The 21370-nt window shown below is 39.1% G+C and carries 15 protein-coding genes and 1 pseudogene; 6 read left to right on the top strand and 10 right to left on the bottom strand.

The features are described from left to right. Positions 1 to 320: 320 nt before the first annotated feature. The 5 genes and pseudogenes from metK to N8L90_RS00245 all read left to right on the top strand — a co-directional run. Positions 321 to 1511 (top strand): methionine adenosyltransferase, encoded by a 1191-nt coding sequence (gene metK / locus N8L90_RS00225; protein WP_000003941.1) that lies wholly within the window; start codon positions 321 to 323, stop codon positions 1509 to 1511. Positions 1512 to 2072: 561 nt separating this feature from the next. Next, positions 2073 to 3116 (top strand): hypothetical protein, encoded by a 1044-nt coding sequence (locus N8L90_RS00230; RefSeq protein WP_023942452.1) that lies wholly within the window; start codon positions 2073 to 2075, stop codon positions 3114 to 3116. Positions 3117 to 3154: 38 nt separating this feature from the next. Continuing rightward, positions 3155 to 3703: a DUF6680 family protein gene (locus N8L90_RS00235; protein WP_004249255.1), complete on the top strand. Its 549-nt coding sequence runs from the start codon at positions 3155 to 3157 to the stop codon at positions 3701 to 3703. 334 nt (positions 3704 to 4037) lie between these two features. Further along, positions 4038 to 5108: a tyrosine recombinase XerS gene (gene xerS / locus N8L90_RS00240; RefSeq protein ID WP_023942450.1), complete on the top strand. Its 1071-nt coding sequence runs from the start codon at positions 4038 to 4040 to the stop codon at positions 5106 to 5108. Between the two features lie 265 nt (positions 5109 to 5373). Then, positions 5374 to 5532: pseudogene (locus tag N8L90_RS00245) on the top strand (integrase); the annotation flags it as partial. A gap of 87 nt (positions 5533 to 5619) precedes the next feature. Here the strand turns inward: N8L90_RS00245 and eno are convergent. Continuing rightward, complete coding sequence (gene eno / locus N8L90_RS00250) at positions 5620 to 6924, bottom strand: surface-displayed alpha-enolase (protein ID WP_000022821.1); 1305 nt, start codon at positions 6922 to 6924, stop codon at positions 5620 to 5622. Between the two features lie 163 nt (positions 6925 to 7087). On the opposite strand from eno, the gene N8L90_RS00255 reads away from it, so the two are divergent. After that, on the top strand, positions 7088 to 7534 hold the full coding sequence (locus tag N8L90_RS00255) for a DUF1694 domain-containing protein (protein ID WP_261023755.1): 447 nt from the start codon (positions 7088 to 7090) through the stop codon (positions 7532 to 7534). On the opposite strand, the gene N8L90_RS00260 is transcribed toward N8L90_RS00255, so the two are convergent. The 9 genes from N8L90_RS00260 to ligA all read right to left on the bottom strand — a co-directional run bounded on the left by N8L90_RS00260 (position 7531) and on the right by ligA (position 21294). Continuing rightward, a complete protein-coding gene (locus N8L90_RS00260) occupies positions 7531 to 8646 on the bottom strand; it encodes a glycerate kinase (RefSeq protein ID WP_261023756.1) in 1116 nt (371 codons plus the stop codon). The genes N8L90_RS00255 and N8L90_RS00260 overlap by 4 nt on opposite strands. Before the next feature lie 8 nt (positions 8647 to 8654). Next, positions 8655 to 9299, bottom strand: coding sequence for a phosphoserine phosphatase SerB (gene serB / locus N8L90_RS00265; protein WP_060805496.1), 645 nt, complete (start codon positions 9297 to 9299; stop codon positions 8655 to 8657). Between the two features lie 58 nt (positions 9300 to 9357). Then, on the bottom strand, positions 9358 to 10791 hold the full coding sequence (glgA, locus tag N8L90_RS00270) for a glycogen synthase GlgA (protein ID WP_261023757.1): 1434 nt from the start codon (positions 10789 to 10791) through the stop codon (positions 9358 to 9360). Next, positions 10788 to 11927, bottom strand: a complete 1140-nt coding sequence (glgD, locus tag N8L90_RS00275) for a glucose-1-phosphate adenylyltransferase subunit GlgD (protein WP_261023759.1) — start codon at positions 11925 to 11927, stop codon at positions 10788 to 10790. The genes glgA and glgD overlap by 4 nt, the downstream gene beginning before the upstream one ends. Further along, positions 11917 to 13059 (bottom strand): glucose-1-phosphate adenylyltransferase, encoded by a 1143-nt coding sequence (locus tag N8L90_RS00280; RefSeq protein WP_000787247.1) that lies wholly within the window; start codon positions 13057 to 13059, stop codon positions 11917 to 11919. The genes glgD and N8L90_RS00280 overlap by 11 nt, the downstream gene beginning before the upstream one ends. Next, positions 13049 to 14977 (bottom strand): 1,4-alpha-glucan branching protein GlgB, encoded by a 1929-nt coding sequence (glgB, locus tag N8L90_RS00285; RefSeq protein WP_261023762.1) that lies wholly within the window; start codon positions 14975 to 14977, stop codon positions 13049 to 13051. Before glgB ends, N8L90_RS00280 begins: the two co-directional genes overlap by 11 nt. Before the next feature lie 278 nt (positions 14978 to 15255). Continuing rightward, positions 15256 to 16677, bottom strand: coding sequence for an NADP-dependent glyceraldehyde-3-phosphate dehydrogenase (locus N8L90_RS00290; protein ID WP_261023763.1), 1422 nt, complete (start codon positions 16675 to 16677; stop codon positions 15256 to 15258). A 266-nt stretch (positions 16678 to 16943) separates the two neighbouring features. After that, positions 16944 to 19223, bottom strand: a complete 2280-nt coding sequence (pulA, locus tag N8L90_RS00295; protein WP_261023764.1) for a type I pullulanase — start codon at positions 19221 to 19223, stop codon at positions 16944 to 16946. Between the two features lie 112 nt (positions 19224 to 19335). Further along, on the bottom strand, positions 19336 to 21294 hold the full coding sequence (ligA, locus tag N8L90_RS00300; RefSeq protein WP_261023765.1) for an NAD-dependent DNA ligase LigA: 1959 nt from the start codon (positions 21292 to 21294) through the stop codon (positions 19336 to 19338). Positions 21295 to 21370 lie beyond the last annotated feature (76 nt).

A 21370-nucleotide genomic window follows, 5' to 3' on the forward strand; every position in this document is an offset into this window, starting at 1 on the left:
AAGCTGTTCTTTGATTTTTATTGAGTATATAGACTGCAAATTGTGTCTAAAAATGGTATAATGATAAAGTTATATAGTCCCGATAAGATGGTAGAAATTTCTATTTTTTCTTTCGAGTCGCAACTCGTAAAGAATGACGGCTCCAAAGTCGTTCGTCATTCTACGGTTGTCGCTATAGGGTGGTCACCCTATGCGCCTTACTAGTTTCAGAAATAAAAAAGTATCGTTTTTATTTCTTTCGCGTCGTAACTCTTAGAAAATGAAAATACCTATCAGTACTTTGTAACTCTATAACACTATTTTTAAGGGGGGACATTTTTATGTCAGAACGTAAATTATTCACGTCTGAATCTGTATCTGAGGGGCATCCAGATAAGATTGCAGACCAAATTTCAGATGCGATTTTGGATGCTATTTTAGCCAAGGATCCAGAGGCGCACGTTGCTGCTGAGACAGCTGTATATACTGGTTCCGTCCACGTTTTTGGTGAAATTTCTACAAATGCCTATGTGGATATTAACCGTGTGGTTCGTGATACCATTGCAGAGATTGGCTATACCAATACAGAGTATGGTTTTTCTGCTGAGACGGTGGGAGTCCATCCGTCACTTGTTGAGCAGTCACCGGATATCGCCCAAGGTGTTAACGAAGCCTTGGAGGTCCGTGGAAATGCTGATCAAGACCCACTTGACTTGATTGGTGCTGGAGACCAAGGGCTCATGTTTGGATTTGCAGTGGATGAAACAGAAGAGCTTATGCCATTGCCAATTTCACTCAGTCATAAATTGGTTCGTCGTCTGGCAGAACTTCGTAAGTCTGGTGAAATCAGTTATCTTCGCCCAGATGCAAAATCACAAGTTACGGTTGAGTATGATGAAAATGACCGTCCAGTACGTGTGGACACAGTTGTTATTTCAACTCAACACGATCCAGAAGTCAGCAACGAACAAATTCACAATGATGTCATTAACAAGGTTATCAAAGAAGTTATTCCAGCCTCTTACTTGGATGAGCAAACAAAATTCTTCATCAATCCAACTGGACGTTTTGTAATCGGTGGGCCTCAAGGAGACTCAGGTTTGACTGGCCGTAAGATTATCGTAGATACTTATGGTGGCTACTCTCGTCACGGTGGTGGTGCCTTCTCTGGTAAAGATGCGACTAAGGTGGACCGTTCAGCCTCTTATGCGGCTCGTTATATTGCCAAGAATATCGTTGCAGCAGGTCTTGCTAAGAAGGCGGAAGTGCAATTGGCTTATGCTATCGGTGTTGCCCAGCCTGTTTCTGTCCGTATCGATACCTTTGGTACAGGAAGAGTAGTTGAAAGCAAGCTTGAAAAAGCAACTCGTCAAATCTTTGACCTTCGCCCTGCAGGGATTATCCAAATGCTGGACCTTAAGCGTCCAATTTACCGTCAAACAGCAGCTTATGGACACATGGGACGTACAGATATCGACCTTCCATGGGAACGTTTGGACAAGGTAGATGCTTTGAAAGAAGCAGTCAAATAAAATCTTGAGAGGGGGACTTCCCCTCTTTTTTACTGATAAAACATTTCACATACAAATAATTGAACTTTGGTAAAAATAAGACTATATATAGCTCTTCAGTTGTGTAGTATTAACAGAAGTTTAGTGGGTGAGTTCTTTATCATTTTCCTTATTCTGTTGACTATTTCATTCTGGTTTAGTATTTGGAAACTAGAAAAAGCACTAGCTAATAATTCACAATGTAATTCCAAAGATTTAGATCCGAAAACTGGAAATTTTTGTACTTTTACCTAGACAGTGGATAAACCCTTAATACGACTGAGTTTAAGGGGTAATGTACACTCTTTGAAAAATGTACTTTATAATCGAAATGTACTTTATTTTAAGATTGGATAAAGTACATTTTTTGATTTAGAAGCGTTCAATAAGTATCATTTATAAAGTACATTTTGGTAAAAAATATTAATACGTTCAATTGTACATTTTTTATGAAAATATTTCTTTTTTAATCATTACAAAACTCGTAAATGTTGAATACTTAGTGGTATAATTAAAACATAACATATAGAAAGAAATAGCCCTATGGAAAACAATCATAGTGAAGTTCAAAAAGATAAATTGACTATTGATAAAGTCCCAGTTCAAAACAATAACCTTACAGAAGCCCTAAGAGTTTTTCATGAGACACTTAATCATTCAAGGTTGATTGAGGTTCAAAATAGTATGCTACAAGCAAATAAAGCTGCTGAGGCTGCGTTATCCAGTTTTAATTTTTCTAAACAAATAGCTGAAACAACTAAACCGTTTCTAACAGAAATAAACTCAGCCACGTCTATTCTAAATAATCAAACATATCTTAAAATTCTATCTGATACAGAAGCAGCATTTAGTTCAATTCTTTTAAAAACTCAAATAGATAATATTGCACGAATACTTGAGCCTATTCATAATATTCTTGATAAATCTGCTCTTAATTTTACTGAAAGTTTAAAAGAATTTTTAAAGAAATACCATGAACCTTATTCTGAAACAGAAGCAGAAGCAATCACTTTAAATATTGAAAAACTTGCTGAAGAAGGTTGGGTAATCTACCATAGCTATAGTGATGACTATCGAACAATCTGCACTATAGATTTTGAAGTATTGATAAAGGAGTGGCAAACTCTATTAAAAGAAGATCTTGAAGATAAGGAGCTTATACAAGAGTTAAAAGATTCAACGTATTACTCAGAACCCCTGATAGATTCTATGATCGAAAGTTATAGAAGCCAAAATTATTACGCTGCTTATACGCTTGCTACTATAACTATTGATGGTGCATTAAACAGATTTTCAGAACAATTTTCAAATAAAAAAAGAATACCTGTGGGATACAGATCTGTCGACTTATTAAATAGTCAAATTGTTAATAAAACGTTTTCTGATATCAGTCTATTTCATTGGTTATTCAGATTTTTTGATGATACTGACAACTTTACACTAGAAGAACCTAATAGGAATATGATTAGTCATGGGCGGTGGGAACATCCACTCTTTGAAAAAGATTTTTTAAAGTTATTTAATGTGCTTTTGTGTATTCTAAACAACTTTGAGTTTTTTCAGGATAACCTGTTAGAAAAACAGTAAATTAGCACTATTAGTTAAATAAGGAAAGGTATTTGAAAATGAATATTGTTGTCAACACGGATTTTATTAATACTATAATCACTTCCATAATTACATCAGAGATCATTGGAGTGTTCATTTCAGAATATTATCAAAGAAAAACCTTAGTTAAAAAAATGAAAAGAGATTTTGTGATAGAACTCTTTGCGAATAGATATATATTAAAAGAAAGCTATTTGGGTGAGGGGAATGAATTAAATAGGACTCTCGGTAAAATACCGATTATTTTTTCTGATAACAAGGAAATAATTAACTGTTATGATAATTTTCTCTCTGTGATAAATGATAAAAATTTTTTAAGATTAATTAAATCTGTCTGTATGGATAAAAATGTGAATATTGATATTTCTAATTGGAATACTGAATATTGTAGTAGAGACGAAGTCTGTAGAAAAAAATCTACACTCCGTGGAATAGAAGATGCAAAAATAAAATGTGCAGAAGCTTTCTTTAAGCAACTTACCATTGATGGATATACGGTAACATTTCATACTCAGTTAAGCAGTAAAAACGTTAAACAGATTATCGAAGAAGTTTTAAAAGAGTAGTTAACAATAATAAATTCTTTGATTAAAGTTTTATTTTAAACCACTTTAATGGTCATTGAATGACTTTTTAAAGTGGTTTTTTGTTGTTAGAAAGACTTTGATTAAATCAGGATAATAAGCACTAAAAAATTTCCAGTTTTCACTTTGATAACGTACATTTTTAGCTATTTTTGTACAAAAAAATTTTTTAGTTATGATCTGTTTTGTTTGCAGGTCTAAGTCTTTTTATCACTTTAAAAAACTCCTACAACATCTTTCCGAAAAACTATAATTTTCTTGAAAAACAAATAAGTCTATGCTATACTACTTGTAGACTTATTTATGGAGAAAATACATGAAACGTGAGATTTTACTGGAACGAATCGACAAACTAAAACAAATCATGCCCTGGTATGTTCTTGAATATTACCAATCTAAGCTTGCTGTTCCTTACAGTTTTACAACCTTGTACGAATACCTCAAGGAATATGATCGATTTTTCAGCTGGGTTTTAGAGTCTGGTATCTCAAATGCCGATAAAATATCTGATATTTCTTTATCTGTCTTGGAAAATATGTCTAAGAAAGACATGGAATCCTTTATCCTTTACCTACGTGAACGTCCTTTACTGAATGCCAATACAACCAAGCAAGGCGTTTCCCAAACGACCATCAATCGGACCTTATCAGCTCTTTCCAGTCTTTACAAGTATCTGACCGAGGAAGTTGAAAACGATCAGGGAGAGCCTTATTTTTATCGTAATGTAATGAAGAAAGTTTCAACAAAGAAAAAGAAAGAAACGCTTGCTGCCAGAGCTGAAAACATCAAGCAAAAACTCTTTCTTGGTGATGAAACAGAAGGTTTTCTTACTTATATTGACCAAGAGTACCCACAACAGCTCTCAAATCGAGCTCTATCATCGTTTAATAAAAATAAGGAACGTGATTTGGCTATTATCGCCCTTCTCTTGGCATCTGGTGTCCGTTTATCTGAAGCTGTTAATCTGGATCTAAGAGATCTCAATCTCAAGATGATGGTTATTGATGTCACTCGAAAAGGTGGCAAACGTGACTCGGTCAATGTCGCTGCCTTTGCTAAGCCTTATCTAGAGAATTATCTAGTCATTCGAAATCAACGCTATAAGACTGAAAAGACGGATATTGCACTCTTTCTAACTCTCTATCGAGGTGTTCCCAATCGTATTGACGCATCCAGCGTTGAAAAAATGGTTGCTAAATACTCTGAAGACTTCAAAGTTCGTGTAACCCCCCACAAACTGCGCCATACCCTAGCAACTAGGCTCTATGATGCTACTAAATCGCAAGTTTTGGTCAGCCATCAGCTAGGACACGCCAGTACACAAGTCACTGACCTCTATACCCATATCATAAATGATGAACAAAAGAATGCCTTGGATAGTTTATAGATCGCATAAATTAAATTATGTAATAAATAAGAAAGGGATTCAATAAACTATTAATCTTATTTGATCATATCAAATACAATTGCTAACAGAGTAAACAGCTTTAAAGAATATGAAATAAAATTTATGTGGCCACTAGCTTGCCTTTCTTTGTAATATCCTGGATATGCAAATCACTTATAATTGGTATTCATCTCAAAATAAGAGGATTCCACAAAAATAAATCAAATTGAGCACTTATAAAAACATGATGCTGCCTGCGATGTCCAATATTTTAGCTGAAAATAAAATCCCTCTAAAAACTATCATGGACAGGGTTGGCCATTCTGATTCTGAGGTCACCAATTCCATCTATACCCACGTCACAAAGAACATGAAAGATGAAGCAATCAATGTACTGGACAAAGTGATGAAAAAGATTTTTTAAAAAGTTTTGCCCCTTTTTTGCCCCCTAAATACAAAAATAGCCCTTCGGATAAAATCCGAGGGGCTAGAAACGTTGTTAAATCAACGATTATTTTTTAAGGTTGTAGAATGATTTCAATCCACGGTATTCTGCAACTTCACCAAGTTGGTCTTCGATGCGAAGCAATTGGTTGTATTTAGCGATACGGTCTGTACGTGAAAGTGAACCAGTCTTGATTTGTCCTGCGTTAGTTGCAACTGCGATGTCAGCGATTGTTGAATCTTCAGTTTCACCTGAACGGTGTGATACAACGGCAGTGTAACCAGCTTCTTTCGCCATTTCGATAGCATCGAATGTTTCAGTAAGAGTACCGATTTGGTTAACTTTGATAAGGATTGAGTTAGCAGCACCTTCTGCAATACCTTTTTCAAGGTAAGAAGTGTTTGTTACGAAGAAGTCGTCACCAACCAATTGAACTTTACCACCAAGACGTTCAGTAAGAGCTTTCCAACCGTCCCAGTCATTTTCATCCATACCATCTTCGATAGTGATGATTGGGTATTTGTTTACCAATTCTTCAAGGTAGTCGATTTGTTCTGCAGCAGTACGCACAGCTGCTCCTTCACCTTCGAATTTAGTGTAGTCGTAAACTTTACGTTCTTTATCGTAGAATTCTGATGAAGCACAGTCAAATCCGATAAATACGTCTTTACCAGGAACATATCCAGCAGCTTCGATAGCAGCAAGGATAGTTTCAACTCCATCTTCAGTTCCTTCAAAACGAGGAGCAAATCCACCTTCGTCACCTACGGCTGTTTCTAAACCACGAGATTTAAGGATTTTCTTAAGAGCATGGAAGATTTCAGCACCCCAACGAAGAGCTTCTTTGAATGATGGCGCACCAGCAGGTACGATCATGAATTCTTGGAAAGCGATTGGAGCGTCAGAGTGAGAACCACCGTTGATGATGTTCATCATTGGAGTTGGAAGAACTTTAGTGTTGAATCCACCAAGGTAGCTGTAAAGTGGGATTTCAAGGTAGTCAGCAGCAGCACGAGCTACAGCGATAGACACACCAAGGATTGCGTTTGCACCCAATTTACCTTTGTTAGGAGTACCGTCAAGAGCGATCATAGCACGGTCGATAGCTTGTTGATCACGTACATCGTAGCCAATGATAGCTTCAGCAATGATGTTGTTTACGTTATCAACAGCTTTTTGTGTACCAAGACCACCGTAACGAGATTTGTCACCGTCGCGAAGTTCAACTGCTTCGTGTTCACCAGTAGAAGCTCCTGATGGAACCATACCACGTCCGAAAGCACCTGATTCAGTGTAAACTTCTACTTCAAGTGTTGGGTTACCGCGTGAGTCTAGGACTTCGCGAGCGTAAACATCAGTAATAATTGACATTTTTTACTCTCCTTATGAGTTAAATTTTTTACACCTCTATAATACCTTAAAACCCCTCCTTTTTCAAGAAAAAACGTTATCTTTGTGCAAATTTTCCTTAACTTTATAAAGTAATCGCTTTCTTTTATCTGTTTTATTCTAACTTTTATGATATACTGTTTTCATGACAGATTTATCAAAACAATTACTTGAAAAAGCTCATGGTGGGCCAAAATTAAATCCAGATGAGCAAAGACACTATCTTGGTACTTTTGAGGAAAGAGTTCTTGGATATGCAGATATTGACACAGCAAATAGCCCTCAGTTAGAAAAAGGTTTTTTATCTATTTTAGAAAATCTTCAGGAAAAAGCAGAACCACTATTTGTGAAGATTTCACCAACTATCGAATTTGACAAACAAGTTTTCTACTTAAAAGAAGCAAAAGAAACTGATAGTCAAGCTACCATTGTATCTGAAGAGCATACTTCTTCTCCTTTTGGCCTGATTATCCACACCAATGCACCAGTTCAAGTAGAAGAAAAGAACCTTCGACTTGCTTTTGCAAAACTTTGGGAAGTTAAAAAGGAAGAACCATCCAAAATATCCTTATGGAAAAAATGGTTTGGCTAAATCTTGCGCATATTTAATAAGTGCCCGATATTGACAGCTGTGCGCTCCAGATAGAGACTGGCATTTTTCAAACTATCTTCTAGAGGTTCACTTTTCTCCAAAATTGAAAAAGCCGCTTGGATATTCTCAAATGGTAGGGAAGGTAAATCTTCAGCAAGACTACCACAAATAGCAATGACAGGAACTCCGACAGGGGTTCTTTTTGCAACACCAATAGGCGCTTTACCTGCTAGGCTTTGACGATCTAGCCTTCCTTCTCCTACAACAACCAAGTCAGCATGTAAAACTTTCTTATCAAAGTTGATTAAGTTCAAGCAGGTATCAATTCCAGACACGATATTTGCCTGAGCAAAGGCATACAAACCGCCAGCAAGGCATCCACCAGCTCCTGCTCCTTTAATTTGCAATGTTGCAGGGGAGACTTTTTCATAAAAATCTCGGATCGCTTGATCTACGGCCTCAAACATAGTAGGATCTAGGCCTTTTTGCTTGCCAAACGTGTAGGTCGCACCTTGATATCCACATAAGGGACTGACGACATCTGCTAAAATACGAATTTGCACATCTTCAGGAATTTCATAGCTATTTTCTGTTGAAACAGAAGCTAATTTTAGTAAGGATTGACCGCAAGCAGGCAAGACATTTCCATCCCTATCATAAAATCGATAACCTAAACCAGCAGCAATCCCAATATCTCCATCATTACTGGACGTGCCACCAACGCCGATATAGATTTCTTTAATCCCTTGAGCAATGAGATGGCGAATCAACTCTCCGATACCACGAGTTTGGATTTGAAGTGGATTTCGTTTCTCTAGCGGAATTTTTCCAAGGCCAACCAAATCAGCAACTTCCAATAGTACCAGTTGTTCTTTTTGAAAATAGCGCATGGCTTCTTTTTGGCCAAAAGGTCCTGTCACTTGAATCCATTTTTCTTCTAGTTCAAGAGAATGTCGAATGGAATCTACTGTACCTTCTCCCCCATCACCAACAGGGCAGAGGAGACAGTCTACATCTGCTATCGATTGTTGGAAACCTTTTTTAATAGCTTTAGCTACCTCTTCAGAGGTCAAGCTTTCCTTAAACGAATCTGGTGCAATTACAATCTTCATATTTTCCCTCATTCTAAAAAGCCAATCAAAGGAAGAACTTCTAAAAAATCTCTCTTGTCAACATGATTTGGTATTTCCTGTTTCAGCACTTCTTTAGCACAAAAGGCGATTCCCAGTCCTGCTGACTTCAACATAAATAGGTCATTGGCCCCATCACCGATTGCAATCGTTCTTTCTTTAGAAAGTTTTAGTTCCTTTCTCCATTGTTCTAGAGTATCTTTTTTGACTTCGGGACTAATAATTTGTCCAACTAATTTTCCTGTTAAAAGACCGTCTTTGACTTCCAGTTGGTTGGCAGAGAAATAGGCAATGTCGAGGGATTTTGCTAATCTCTCAACTATTGGTGTAAATCCACCGGACACCAGACCAACTAGGATTCCATTATTTTGGAGAATGGAAATGAATTCCTGGGCATTTGACGTTAGATGAATAGTGTTGAAGACTTTATCAAAAACCGAAACAGGAAGACCTTCCAACAAGGACACTCTTTTTCGTAAACTGCTTTCAAAGTCCAACTCTCCTTGCATTGCCCGACTTGTAATCTGTGAAATTTCCTCCTCACGACCTGCCTCTTTACCCAAAAGATCAATCACTTCTTCTAGGATTAAGGTTCCATCAACATCCATAACACACAAACCTTTTACTTGAGACATCAGTTCTCCTCTCTAAACAGCCCAAAAATCGTATGAAGTCATCATACGATTTTATCTATTAATTAACTAAACTATGGTACAAGTCAAGGTATGACTTGCAGGCCGTATCCCATGAGAAATCACACTCCATAGCTTGTTTTTGTAGGTTTCTCCAAATGTCTGGATGATTTCTATACAAGTCCAAAGCTGTTTGGAAAGTCCAATTTAACCAATAAGGAGATAGATTGTCAAAGCTAAAGCCAGTACCGCTTCCTTCGATTGGATTGAAAGCGCGAACTGTATCTCGCAAGCCTCCAACTTCATGGACCAACGGCAAGGTTCCGTAACGCATAGCCATCATTTGAGACAAGCCACACGGTTCGAAACGACTCGGCATGAGGAAGAGGTCACAAGCAGCGTAGATTTCTTGAGCTAGTTTGACATCAAAAGTGATATTTGCTGATAGCTTGTCTGGGTAAATCTGAGCAAACCATGAGAAAGATCCTTCAAAGGCTGGATCTCCAGTTCCCAAAAGAACAATCTGAACATCATTTTGCAAGATATGGTGAAGACTTTCAACCACCACATCAAAACCTTTTTGACGTGTCAAACGAGAAACAATTCCCACCAGTGGAACGTCGGCTCTAACTGGCAAGCCAACTCTTTCTTGCAATTTTGCCTTGTTTTGGGCCTTCCCAGACAAATCTTCCTGATTAAAATGATAATCTAATAGGGCATCCGTCTGAGGATTATAAAGATCAGCATCAATCCCATTCACGATACCAGACACCTTGCCAGACTCCATTCGAAGAATTTGATCCAAGTTACATCCGAACTGACTGGTCATAATTTCATGAGCATAGCTAGGTGAAACGGTTGAAACACGATCTGCATAGAGAATACCTGCCTTCATCCAGTTCAGACAGTTGTTCCATCGAAGGGTGCCATCAGCGTAACGTTCAAAGCCAACTCCAAACAAGTCCCATAACATTCCTTCTGAAAATTGTCCTTGGAATTCCAAATTATGAATGGTTAAAACAGTTTTTATTCCTTGATAGGCTTGAATCCAACAGTATTTTTCCTTTAACAAGAAAGGAATCATAGCTGTATGGTAGTCATGAACATGGAGAAGGTCAGGAATAAAGTCAATCCTTTCCATAGCCTCAATGGCAGCCAGTTGGAAAAAGGCAAAGCGTTCTCCGTCGTCAAAATCACCGTAAACATGACCACGGAAGAAATAATATTGGTTGTCAATAAAGTAGAAGGTTACACCGTTTAAGACGGTTTTCTTAATCCCACAATACTGTCTGCGCCAACCGACACTCACCTCAAAATGAAGAACATCTTCAATCTGATTTCCAAATTTAGCCTCTACCATGTCATAGTAGGGTAAAATCACTGCAACTTCATGCCCAGCTTTTACCAGTGATTTAGGAAGAGCGCCAATGACGTCTCCCAAACCACCTGTTTTTGAAAAGGGTGCACCCTCTGCTGCTACAAATAAAATTTTCATGAATGAATATCCTCTGTTACTTTGCTACCTTTCTTAACGACAACTGGATGTTCTGCAGTTCCTCGAATCACAACACCATGTTCAACTTCAACACCCTTGTCCAAGATAGCATATTCGACCTGAGCCCCTTCTCCAATAACAACACGAGGGAAGAGCAGGCTATCTTTAACCAAGCTATCCTTGTGGACATGAATATTACGTGATAGAACCGAATTAGCCACTTGACCTTCAATGATACTACCAGAGGCAAACTGAGAAGTGCTTACCTTAGATGTATTAGCATAGTAAGTTGGTTCTTCGTTTTTAACCTTTGTATAAATCTTTTGATTTGGTGAGAAGAGAGAGTAGAATTTTTGTGATTCAAGCATATCTTTGTTAGCTTGATAATAAGACTCTACAGAGTGAATATTTGCCAGATAACCTGTGTACTCGTAGGCAAAAGCCCCTTCTTTTGCAGCCAAATCCCGTAAAACATAGCGCAACTTCTCTGGATGTTCTTTCTTAGCTTCTTCTTCTAAGCGTTCAATCAACCAAGGTGTATCAACGACAAAGATATCTGTAGACATGTTATAGATTTGATCTGGTAACTTGCTATCAAAGAGTTTATGAGAACGAACATGGTCTGTTTCATCCACTTCCAAGATTGCGTTTACTTCTGAAATGTCTTTCTTAGCTAGCTTTTTATAAACTACAGTGATAGGTCCCTTTGTTGTACTATGTAGATGGAAAACTTGGTTCAAATCAATATTAATCAAAACATCACAGTTAAGTGAAACTGTTTGGTTGGAGCCAGAACGTTTCAAATAAGTAAGAAGCTGTTGGTAGTATTCTTTTCCAACTGTACTACTTTCCACACGGGTATTGTAAATACCTAGATAATAGTGACTGAGAAGAGTTGATAAGCCCCACTCACGTCCTGAACGGATATGGTCAAAGACAGAACTGATATTATCTTGTTGGAAAATACCAAAGATACTACGGACACCTGCATTAGCAAGACTTGAAAGCGGGAAGTCAATCAAGCGATATTTACCACCAAATGGCAAACTAGCTACTGGACGGTGGTCTGTCAGTGTTGACATATCATGAAAACCAACTGTATTTCCTAAAATGGCAGAATATTTATCAATCTTCATCTGTTGCTACCCCCACTACTTCATTATATCCTACAACTTGTACTTCTTCTGTTCCATCAATTTCGACACCGTCAGAAATAACTGCACCTTCACCAATAATGGCACGTTTGATTTTAGCTCCCTGACCAACAATTGCACCACTCATGATAACTGAATCTACTACTTCTGCCCCTTCGCGAACTTGCGCACCTGTTGAAAGGATAGAATGTTTAACAGTTCCATCTACAAAACAGCCATCAACAACCAAGGAATCTTCCACATGAGCATTTGCCCCAAGGAAGTTTGGTGGTGAAATTAAGTTTCTTGAGTAAATCTTCCATTGACGGTTACGGCTATCCAAGGCATTTTCTGGAGAAATGTACTCCATGTTCGCTTCCCAAAGCGACTCAATAGTACCAACATCTTTCCAGTAACCATTAAATTCATAGGCATAGACACTTTCACCTGACTCAAGGTAATTTGGAATGACATTTTTACCAAAGTCTGACATATCTACATTGCTCTTTTCAGCAGCAACGAGCATATTGCGGAGACGTTGCCAATCAAAGATATAGATCCCCATAGAAGCTTTTGTAGATTTAGGTTGAGCTGGTTTTTCTTCAAATTCAACAATGCGGTTATTGGCATCTGTATTCATGATACCAAAACGGCTAGCTTCTTTCAGAGGAACATCCAGAACTGCTACTGTCAAACTAGCATTATTATCCTTGTGTGACTGGAGCATATCATCATAGTCCATTTTGTAGATGTGGTCCCCAGACAGAATCAAGACATACTCAGGATTGACACTGTCAATATAATCAATATTTTGGTAAATAGCGTGGCTAGTCCCCTCAAACCAACGATTTCCTTCACTTGCAGAATACGGTTGAAGAATAGAGACACCAGAATTAATACCGTCTAATCCCCAACTTGAACCGTTTCCAATATGATTGTTAAGAGCAAGTGGTTGATACTGGGTGATGACTCCAACATTGTGAATCCCTGAGTTGGCACAGTTTGAAAGAGCGAAGTCAATGATACGGTAGCGTCCGCCAAATTGTACAGCTGGTTTCGCAAGGTTTTGAGTGAGTTTTCCGAGACGAGTTCCTTGCCCACCGGCAAGAATCAAAGCTAACATTTCATTCTTCATTTTCTACTCCTTTTTGGTTTTTACTTGTGACGGTTTTTGCAGATTTCAAGCGGCGTTTGATTTTCCAAACACTTGCTCCCATAGCCGGTAGGGTAAAGGTCAAGGTCTGCTCATAATCTTTCCATAGTCCTTCTTGCGTTTGAACAGTTTGATTATGTTCTTTCCAAACGCCTCCCCACTCTTCTAACTCAGTATTCCAGACTTCTTCATAAATCCCTGCAACAGGTAGTCCAATTGTAAAATCTTTTCGTTCAACAGGTGCCATATTAAAGACGCAGACTAGCATGTCGCCCTTCTTACCCTTACGGATGAAGGAAAGAACACTCTGGTCTCGATTATCCGCATCAATGATTTCAATACCATCATAGCTGGTATCGATTTCCCACAGACAGCGATGATCTTTGTAAAACTGGTTTAGCTGAGAAGTGAAATACTTCATCTTAGCATTCATTGGATCTTCTAGATTAGACCATTCCAACTGCTCTTCAGATTTCCATTCTAGAAATTGGCCGTATTCGCTACCCATGAAGAGCAATTTCTTACCAGGGTGACAAATTTGGTAAGTGTAGATATTGCGTAAGCCTGCGAATTGATTATAGCGATCTCCCCACATCTTGTGCATCATACTCTTCTTACCGTGAACCACTTCGTCATGTGAGAATGGTAGGAGATAGTTTTCATTGAAAACATACATAAAGCTGAAAGTCACCAGGTTAAAGTCATATTTACGATAAATCGGATCTTCTTCATAGAATCGGAGAATATCATTCATCCAGCCCATATTCCACTTGTAGTCAAATCCTAGACCACCAAGCTCTTTCATTCCCGTAATCTTGGTTGCTGACGAACTTTCTTCTGCGATCATCATCACATCTGGATGTGCTAGTTTAATGACATCATTCAAGCGTTGAAGGAAATAATATCCTTCATAGTTGAGATTTCCACCATCTTTATTAGGTGTCCATGGAGCATCATCGTAGTCAAGATAGAGCATGTTGCTAACCGCATCCACACGAATACCATCTAGATGGTAAAAGTCAATCCAAAACTTAATACTAGAAATCAAGAAGGACTGGACTTCATTTTTTCCAAGGTCAAAATTGAGAGCGCCCCAACCATAGTTATGAGCCTTATTATGGTCTTGGTACTCAAAAGTCGGTGTCCCGTCATAATAAGCTAAGGCATCATCATTAATGGTGAAATGACCAGGTACCCAGTCTACAATAACCCCAATATTGTTTAAGTGACATTCCTCAACAAAATCTTGAAACTCTTCAGGGCGACCATAAGCATGCTCTAAAGCGAAGTAACCCATAAGCTGGTAACCCCAACTCAAACCGAGAGGGTGAGACATCAAGGGCATAAACTCAATGTGAGTATAGTTCATCTCAACTAGGTAAGGAATGAGTTCATCTTTCAATTGAGCAAAACTATAAGGACTTCCATCTGGATTTCTCTTCCACGATCCAGCATGAACTTCGTAGATATTGACAGGACGTTCAAAGAAAGTCCAACGTTTTCTGCGAGCTAACCAAAGCCCATCCTTCCATTTCTTTTCTGGAATCTCTGTTAAAATAGCTCCAGTACCCGGACGTGCCTCATACCGTACAGCCAAAGGATCAATCTTCATCAGCTGATGACCATTTGCACGTGTGATATGATACTTGTAAATTTGGCCTTCATGAGCAAGGCTGGTAAAGACTTCCCAGACTCCAAATTCATTTCGTTCCATCGGAATTTGATTTTCTACCCAATTCGTGAAATCCCCCACCAAGTGAACAGCCTGAGCATTGGGAGCCCACACACGAAATGTATAACCGTACTCTCCATTTAGTTCTTCCCTATGTGCTCCTAGATAATGCTGAAGGTGAAAATTTTCTCCTGTCATAAAGGTGCGCAAAGCTTCTCTTTTATCCATAATACCTCCTCTTTTTCTGTAAGCGTTTTCTATAGATTTATTATACTACCTTTTTAGGGAAGATTCAAGTAAATTACGGAATTTGCAAAAAAATCTTTTGAAAGTCTTCAACAAATTCACTGATGTGTTCACTTGTAAATCAAGAAATTTTCAAACAGATTATGAAAACGAATTGTTTTTTTACAATACTATCACAAAGTTCGTCATTTTACTAATAAAATTGTTGTTTTAAAGTAAAAAATAAAACCAGGAAAACAATTTCCTGACTTTACATTTTATTAAACATCAAAAACAATGGATTTGACATTTGTCATCGCTTCAATGCTATATTTAATTCCTTGCACTCCAGCTCCAGAACCTTTGACACCAAGGAATGGGAAATTATCTGGACCACGTTGGGTTTTATTATTAATATGAACTGTACCCACTTCAAGTTTTTCAGCAATTTCAAAAGCCTTTTTGAAATCATTTGTAAAGACCGAGGATTGAAGGCCGAATTCAGATTCGTTGGCAAAGGCAATTGCTTCTTCTACATTAGCCACACGAATAATTGGTAAAACAGGACCAAATGGCTCTTCCCATGCTACTTTCATATCTTTTGTCACTTGGTCAAAAAGCACTGGCCAGAGAAGATTGCCCTCACGTTTGATTGGTGTAAGAGCCTGAGCCCCTTTTTCTTGTGCATCCTCAATCAAGCCCCAGATGAAGTCGGCTGAAGCATTGTCAATAACAGGTGTAATATCAGCATTGTCAAATGGGTCACCAACTGTTAATTTAGCAACCTCTGCTTGAAGCAAAGTAACTAATGTATCTGCTACACTTTCAAGAACAATGACACGTTTAATGGCCGTGCAACGTTGGCCTGAGTAGCTAAAGGCACCCGCAACAATTTGCTTGGCAGCATGTTCCAAATCTGCATCTTCTAGTACAAGAGCTGCATCTTTCCCGCCAAGCTCCAGCATGATAGGACGCATACCAGCTAAACGACCAATACGTTCTCCGATAGGAGTTGAACCTGTAAAGTTGATGAAGTTGACTTCTTTGTGCTCAATGATATAATCCCCAATTTCTGAACCACGACCAGTAATGGTATTGAAAACACCTGCTGGAATTCCTGCTTCTTCAAAGGCTTTAGCCAACAAGAGACCAGAAATAGAACCTTGTGTTGGTGGCTTGAACATAACCACATTCCCTGCAATCAAGGCCGGAGCAATCTTAGAACCAGAAAGATTAACTGGATAGTTAAAGGGAGCAATAGCTAGCACGACTCCAACCGGCTCACGACGGACAACAGCCAGTTTGTTTTTACTTGCTGCCTCAAAACCACCACCTTCCATTGCTTGTCCAGTGATACGGAGACCTTCCTCAGCAGCATAACGAATCAAGTCTGCTGTACGCACTACTTCTCCAATGGCTGCTTTAATCCCTTTTGCTACTTCTTTGGCAAGGATAGTACCAATTTTTTCTTTATCGCGTTCTAAAATAGCTGATGTTTTATGCAAATAAGCCGCACGTTCAACTGCTGACAAAGCACGCCATGCAGGCAAGGCTGCACGCGCAGCTTGCATAGCCTCATCTACTTCTGCTTGGCTCATAGCGGGTACTGTCCCTAATTCTTCTTGATTGATTGGTGAATAAATCGTAATTTCTTTTTCAGATGATTTCCATTCTCCATTTACTAAATTATTATATCTTGTCAAATTCTCGTCCTCCTGAAAATGATTAAGATATATTTTACCAAATTTTCAGAAAATTACAACCCTTTTTGCAATATTTTTGAGATTATTTTCACAAGCTTGACTTTTCAAACTATTTGAACTCTTTTGTTAAGCAGTCAGTACAAGAAGAAAAGGCTTAGATGAACTAAACCTTTTTCATGCTATGTTATTTTTCATTGAGTTTTATAATTTTTAGCAAGAAGATATCCTAGAAATTATACGACACAATTGAAAACTTTTGATTTTTTCTACAAGACTTTAAAGACGCTGGTGCTAACGCCACCAACCATGTCTTTATCACTTAAATGGCTATTGGTCACCAATAGTTCTAGATTTCCAGCATTTTCAAACTGGAAGTCTTGCCCTTTAGTATTAAATACAACCAGTAAATGGTCTTCCCCTTGAATCTCATAGACAATCAAACCACTATGTTCATTTGCTGAATGAACAAAAACATGATGGTAAATTTCATCATAAGTAGGGTAAGAAAAGGCACCGGTTCCTGTCTTCAATCGAATCATCTGACGGATAAACTCAATACTATCTTGACGCTCATTAATCAAGTCCCAGTTCACTTGGTTCACACTGTCTGGAGCATTATAGCTATTCATAGCACGCTCTCTATCATCATGGGTCAACTCACCATTTTCACCAGTCGCAACTAGTTTGGTACGACCAAATTCTTGACCGATTTCCATAAAGGCCATCCCTTGCATGAGTAGGTTCATAGCTGTGGCTGTCTCAACCTTGCGCATGATTTGTTCTGAACTTTGGTCTGGATGAAGAGTTGCCAATAAATCGTGAAGATTGTAATTGTCATGGGCTTCCACATAGTTAAGTACTTGATTTGGATGTGTATAGGTTCCTAATTCACGACTGCCTAGGATTGCTTTGGCAAGAATTGGCTCTGTCGCAGCACCGCTGACAAAACCTGATTTAATTGCACCGTAAACTTCTCCACCTTTGACAGCATCACGCTGATTGTCATTAAAGAAACCAATATTTGGCATTTCGTAGGCGTTGTCCTTCTTAGCCTTATCATAAGGGGCAAGACCTGTTCCCATGTCCCAACCTTCTCCATAAAGGATAATGTTAGGGTCAATTTCATTCAAACTCTGACGAATCATCTGCATAGTCTTGACATCATGAATCCCCATCAAGTCAAAACGGAAGCCGTCAATATTGTATTCCTGTACCCAGTATAGGAGGGAATCAATCATATACTTGCGGAACATTTCGTGTTCACTGGCTGTTTCATTTCCAACACCCGTTCCATTCTGGAAGGTACCGTCTGGGTTCATACGATAATAGTAATCAGGGACAGTTGTTTGGAAAGGTGCATCAACAACTGAGAAGGTATGATTATAGACCACATCCATAATAACACCAATACCTGCATCGTGATAAGCTTGAACCATGGTCTTCAAATCACGAATGACCTGAGCTGGATCATCTGGATTAGTTGAAAGGCTCGTTTCTGGTGCGTTATAGTTTTGTGGGTCATAACCCCAGTTGTAGGTTACATTACCATCCTCATCGTATTCTTTATGACGGTCTGCAATTGGTTGCAATTGAACATAATTGTAGCCCAGCTTCTTGATGTAATCAAAAGCAGTTGACTGGCCGTACTGGTTAACTGTTCCAGTCTGAGCAGCACCTAAGAAAGTTCCTCTAAGATGTTCATCCACACCTGAGGTCGGTGATTTGGTCAAATCACGAATGTGCATTTCACAGATAACTGCCTTACATGGGTTTGCCAAGCGCCAAGTAGCCTCAGAACCATGCTTAACCTCGAAGTTTTCGACTTGTTTTTCTGCATGGCTTAGAATAGCAGAACGTTTGCCATCAGGACTGGTAGCAATGGTATAAGGATCGCGTGTCAGTGTTTGGTGATGAGGGAATTGGACTTGATACTGATAAGTCTTACCAGTCAAATCTTCCTCAACATCCAAACTCCAGACACCAATAGTATTGTCCTTATGGTTATAAGAGTAGCTATTGCCTCTCTCCATATCAAAAGTCTTCCAAACAGGTGCATCATTAGTAGCTGATTCATAAACGACAACCTGCACTTCTGTCGCTGTTGGAGCCCAGAGGGCAAAATGAGCCTGATTGTCCTCTACACAGCACCCCAATTCACCTTGGTAGCCCCAGTGGTGGTCGAAACTAGCACTATTGATAGCCTTATCAAAGGCAAAAGGATTTTGATTTTTATAGAAAGGACTTGCAATTGCAGGATTTTCAGAATAATAAATTCTATCATCCCCTTCCAAAATCCAGACCTCTGTTAAGAGAGGATAGTGATTAAAACGGATAGCATACTCTTTACTGGTTTGGCCAGTATGAACCACAAAATTCAAGCTTTCTAAGGGATGAGCACTGGGATGTTCAAAACTAAATGAAGCACCAAAATAATCTTCTTTGTAGGTTAGCAAATCAATTCGCTGGTCCTGACTTTTTACAAAAGAGCAAGTGTCATATTCTCCATTCTTGCGGTGGTAATGAATGCGCATAGGGTAGTTATACATTTTTTATTTTTCCTTTTTTTTATTTGTTTCTGTTTTACTAATAAATTTTTGACTAATTTTGTCCCGATTAACAAACTAGTTATACTGTCTAAACTCTGGTTTTAAACTATCATTACAGACTTTCTAGCCAAGCTTCATCTCGAACCTCGATACCAAGTTCTTGTGCTTTTTGCAGTTTACTTCCTGCATCCGCTCCTGCAACGACGAGGGCGGTCTTTTTAGAAACACTGCCTGTCACTTTGGCACCCAGACTTTCGAGTTTACTTTTAGCTTCTGAGCGCTTGAGACGTTCCAATTTTCCAGTCAATACCACGGTCAAACCTGACAAGGCCGCATTCGCAACTACTGTCTGACCTTTATAGTCCAGATTGACCCCAGCTTCTCTCAATTCTCTGAGGAGAATTTCAGAGCCTTCTGTCGCAAAATAAGTCTGAAGACTCTTGGCAATCACACCACCCAAACTTTCAATACTAGCCACTTCCTCTGGATCTGCCTGAGCCAGATTTTCAATTGAATGGAAATGTTGGAGTAAGAGCTGACTGACCTTGCTTCCTACATGGCGAATTCCCAAACCAAACAAGAGTTTTTCAGCAGAGTTTTCCTTTGATGCTTGAATAGCATGATAGAGTTTACCAGCAGACTTTTCCTTAACCCCCTCTAAAAGGAGGAAATCCTCTTCTTGCAAACGGTAAATATCCGCTACATCCTTGACTAAATTAGCAGCAAATAGCTTCTCAACAATAGATGGACCAAGCCCTGTAATATTCATGGCATCTCGAGAGGCAAAGTGAATCAAACCTTCCATGATTTGGGCAGGACAACGCGGATTGATACAACGCAGGGCCACTTCATCTTCAAAGTGCAACAAGTCAGAGTTACAACTTGGACAGTTTGTAGGGATATCTAGTTTTTCTTCAGAAATCCGTTTGGACTCTACCACACGTAAAACGGCAGGGATGATGTCCCCGGCCTTATAGACGATGACCGTGTCATCTTTGCGGATATCTTTTTCAGCAATATAATCCACATTGTGCAGGGTCGCACGGCTAACAGTTGTTCCGGCTAGTTGTACTGGTGTTAGATTCGCAGTTGGGGTTACAACACCCGTACGGCCAACTGTCCAATCAACTGATAAGAGTTGAGCTTCTTTTTCCTCAGCAGGAAACTTGTAGGCCACTGCCCACTTTGGAGCCTTAACGGTAAAACCAAGTTCTTCTTGGCTTGCTAGGTCATTGACCTTGATCACCACCCCATCGATATCGTAAGGCAGATTCTCCCGTTCTTGTCCTACTTCTTGGATAAAATTCCAGATTTCATCTATGTTTTCAGCGAGAATTCGCTTAGGATTGACTACAAAACCTAGTTGTTCTAGGTGCTTCAAAACCTTTTCTTGACTATCACGAGTTGACGGGCTGGCTTCTTGATAGAGGAACGTTGCAAGATTGCGCTTGGCAACTACTGCTGTATCCAGCTGACGCAGGGTGCCTGCTGCCGCATTACGAGGATTGGCAAATTCAGGCTCTCCATTTTCTTGTCGTGCTTGGTTGACCTGGTCAAAAGAAGCGCGTGGCATATAACATTCCCCACGAACTGTGATATCTAATTCTTCTGGCAAAGTCAAAGGAATATCCTTAACACGCTTGAGGTTTTCCGTGATATTCTCTCCAACAGAACCGTCTCCACGTGTTGCCCCAGCAAACAAAATCCCCTTTTCATAAGTCAGTGAGATTGACAAACCATCGATTTTCAGCTCACAAATATAGGTTGGATGAGCCACTTCCTTACGAACACGCGCATCAAAAGCTTCAAGCTCCTCACGTGAAAAAGCATCCTGCAAACTATAAAGAGGATACTGATGACTGTATTTTTCAAAACCATCTAAGACTTTGCCACCAACACGATGGGTCGGACTGTCTGCTAACACTTGATCTGGATAGGCAGACTCCAACTCGACCAACTCACGGTAAAGGCGGTCATACTCACTGTCTGAAACCGAGGGATTGTCGCTGGTATAGTACTCAGTCGCATAGCGATTGAGCAAGGCGACTAACTCATTCATTCTTTTATTCATAAGACCATTTTACCATAAACTAAGCCCTCCTCACAAACGAGAAGGGCGAAAAAAACACTTAGATTGAAATTATTTT

It is taken from the genome of Streptococcus mitis (assembly GCF_946190115.1).
Lineage (GTDB): Bacteria > Bacillota > Bacilli > Lactobacillales > Streptococcaceae > Streptococcus > Streptococcus mitis_CO.

What these genes read in the sequence shown, in the direction of transcription:
- metK (WP_000003941.1), top strand. Translation starts at nt 321, where the DNA reads ATGTCAGAACGTAAATTATTCACGTCTGAATCTGTATCTGAGGGGCAT.
- N8L90_RS00230 (WP_023942452.1), top strand. Translation starts at nt 2,073, where the DNA reads ATGGAAAACAATCATAGTGAAGTTCAAAAAGATAAATTGACTATTGAT.
- N8L90_RS00235 (WP_004249255.1), top strand. Translation starts at nt 3,155, where the DNA reads ATGAATATTGTTGTCAACACGGATTTTATTAATACTATAATCACTTCC.
- xerS (WP_023942450.1), top strand. Translation starts at nt 4,038, where the DNA reads ATGAAACGTGAGATTTTACTGGAACGAATCGACAAACTAAAACAAATC.
- eno (WP_000022821.1), bottom strand. Translation starts at nt 6,924, where the DNA reads ATGTCAATTATTACTGATGTTTACGCTCGCGAAGTCCTAGACTCACGC.
- N8L90_RS00255 (WP_261023755.1), top strand. Translation starts at nt 7,088, where the DNA reads ATGACAGATTTATCAAAACAATTACTTGAAAAAGCTCATGGTGGGCCA.
- N8L90_RS00260 (WP_261023756.1), bottom strand. Translation starts at nt 8,646, where the DNA reads ATGAAGATTGTAATTGCACCAGATTCGTTTAAGGAAAGCTTGACCTCT.
- serB (WP_060805496.1), bottom strand. Translation starts at nt 9,299, where the DNA reads ATGTCTCAAGTAAAAGGTTTGTGTGTTATGGATGTTGATGGAACCTTA.
- glgA (WP_261023757.1), bottom strand. Translation starts at nt 10,791, where the DNA reads ATGAAAATTTTATTTGTAGCAGCAGAGGGTGCACCCTTTTCAAAAACA.
- glgD (WP_261023759.1), bottom strand. Translation starts at nt 11,927, where the DNA reads ATGAAGATTGATAAATATTCTGCCATTTTAGGAAATACAGTTGGTTTT.
- N8L90_RS00280 (WP_000787247.1), bottom strand. Translation starts at nt 13,059, where the DNA reads ATGAAGAATGAAATGTTAGCTTTGATTCTTGCCGGTGGGCAAGGAACT.
- glgB (WP_261023762.1), bottom strand. Translation starts at nt 14,977, where the DNA reads ATGGATAAAAGAGAAGCTTTGCGCACCTTTATGACAGGAGAAAATTTT.
- pulA (WP_261023764.1), bottom strand. Translation starts at nt 19,223, where the DNA reads ATGTATAACTACCCTATGCGCATTCATTACCACCGCAAGAATGGAGAA.
- ligA (WP_261023765.1), bottom strand. Translation starts at nt 21,294, where the DNA reads ATGAATAAAAGAATGAATGAGTTAGTCGCCTTGCTCAATCGCTATGCG.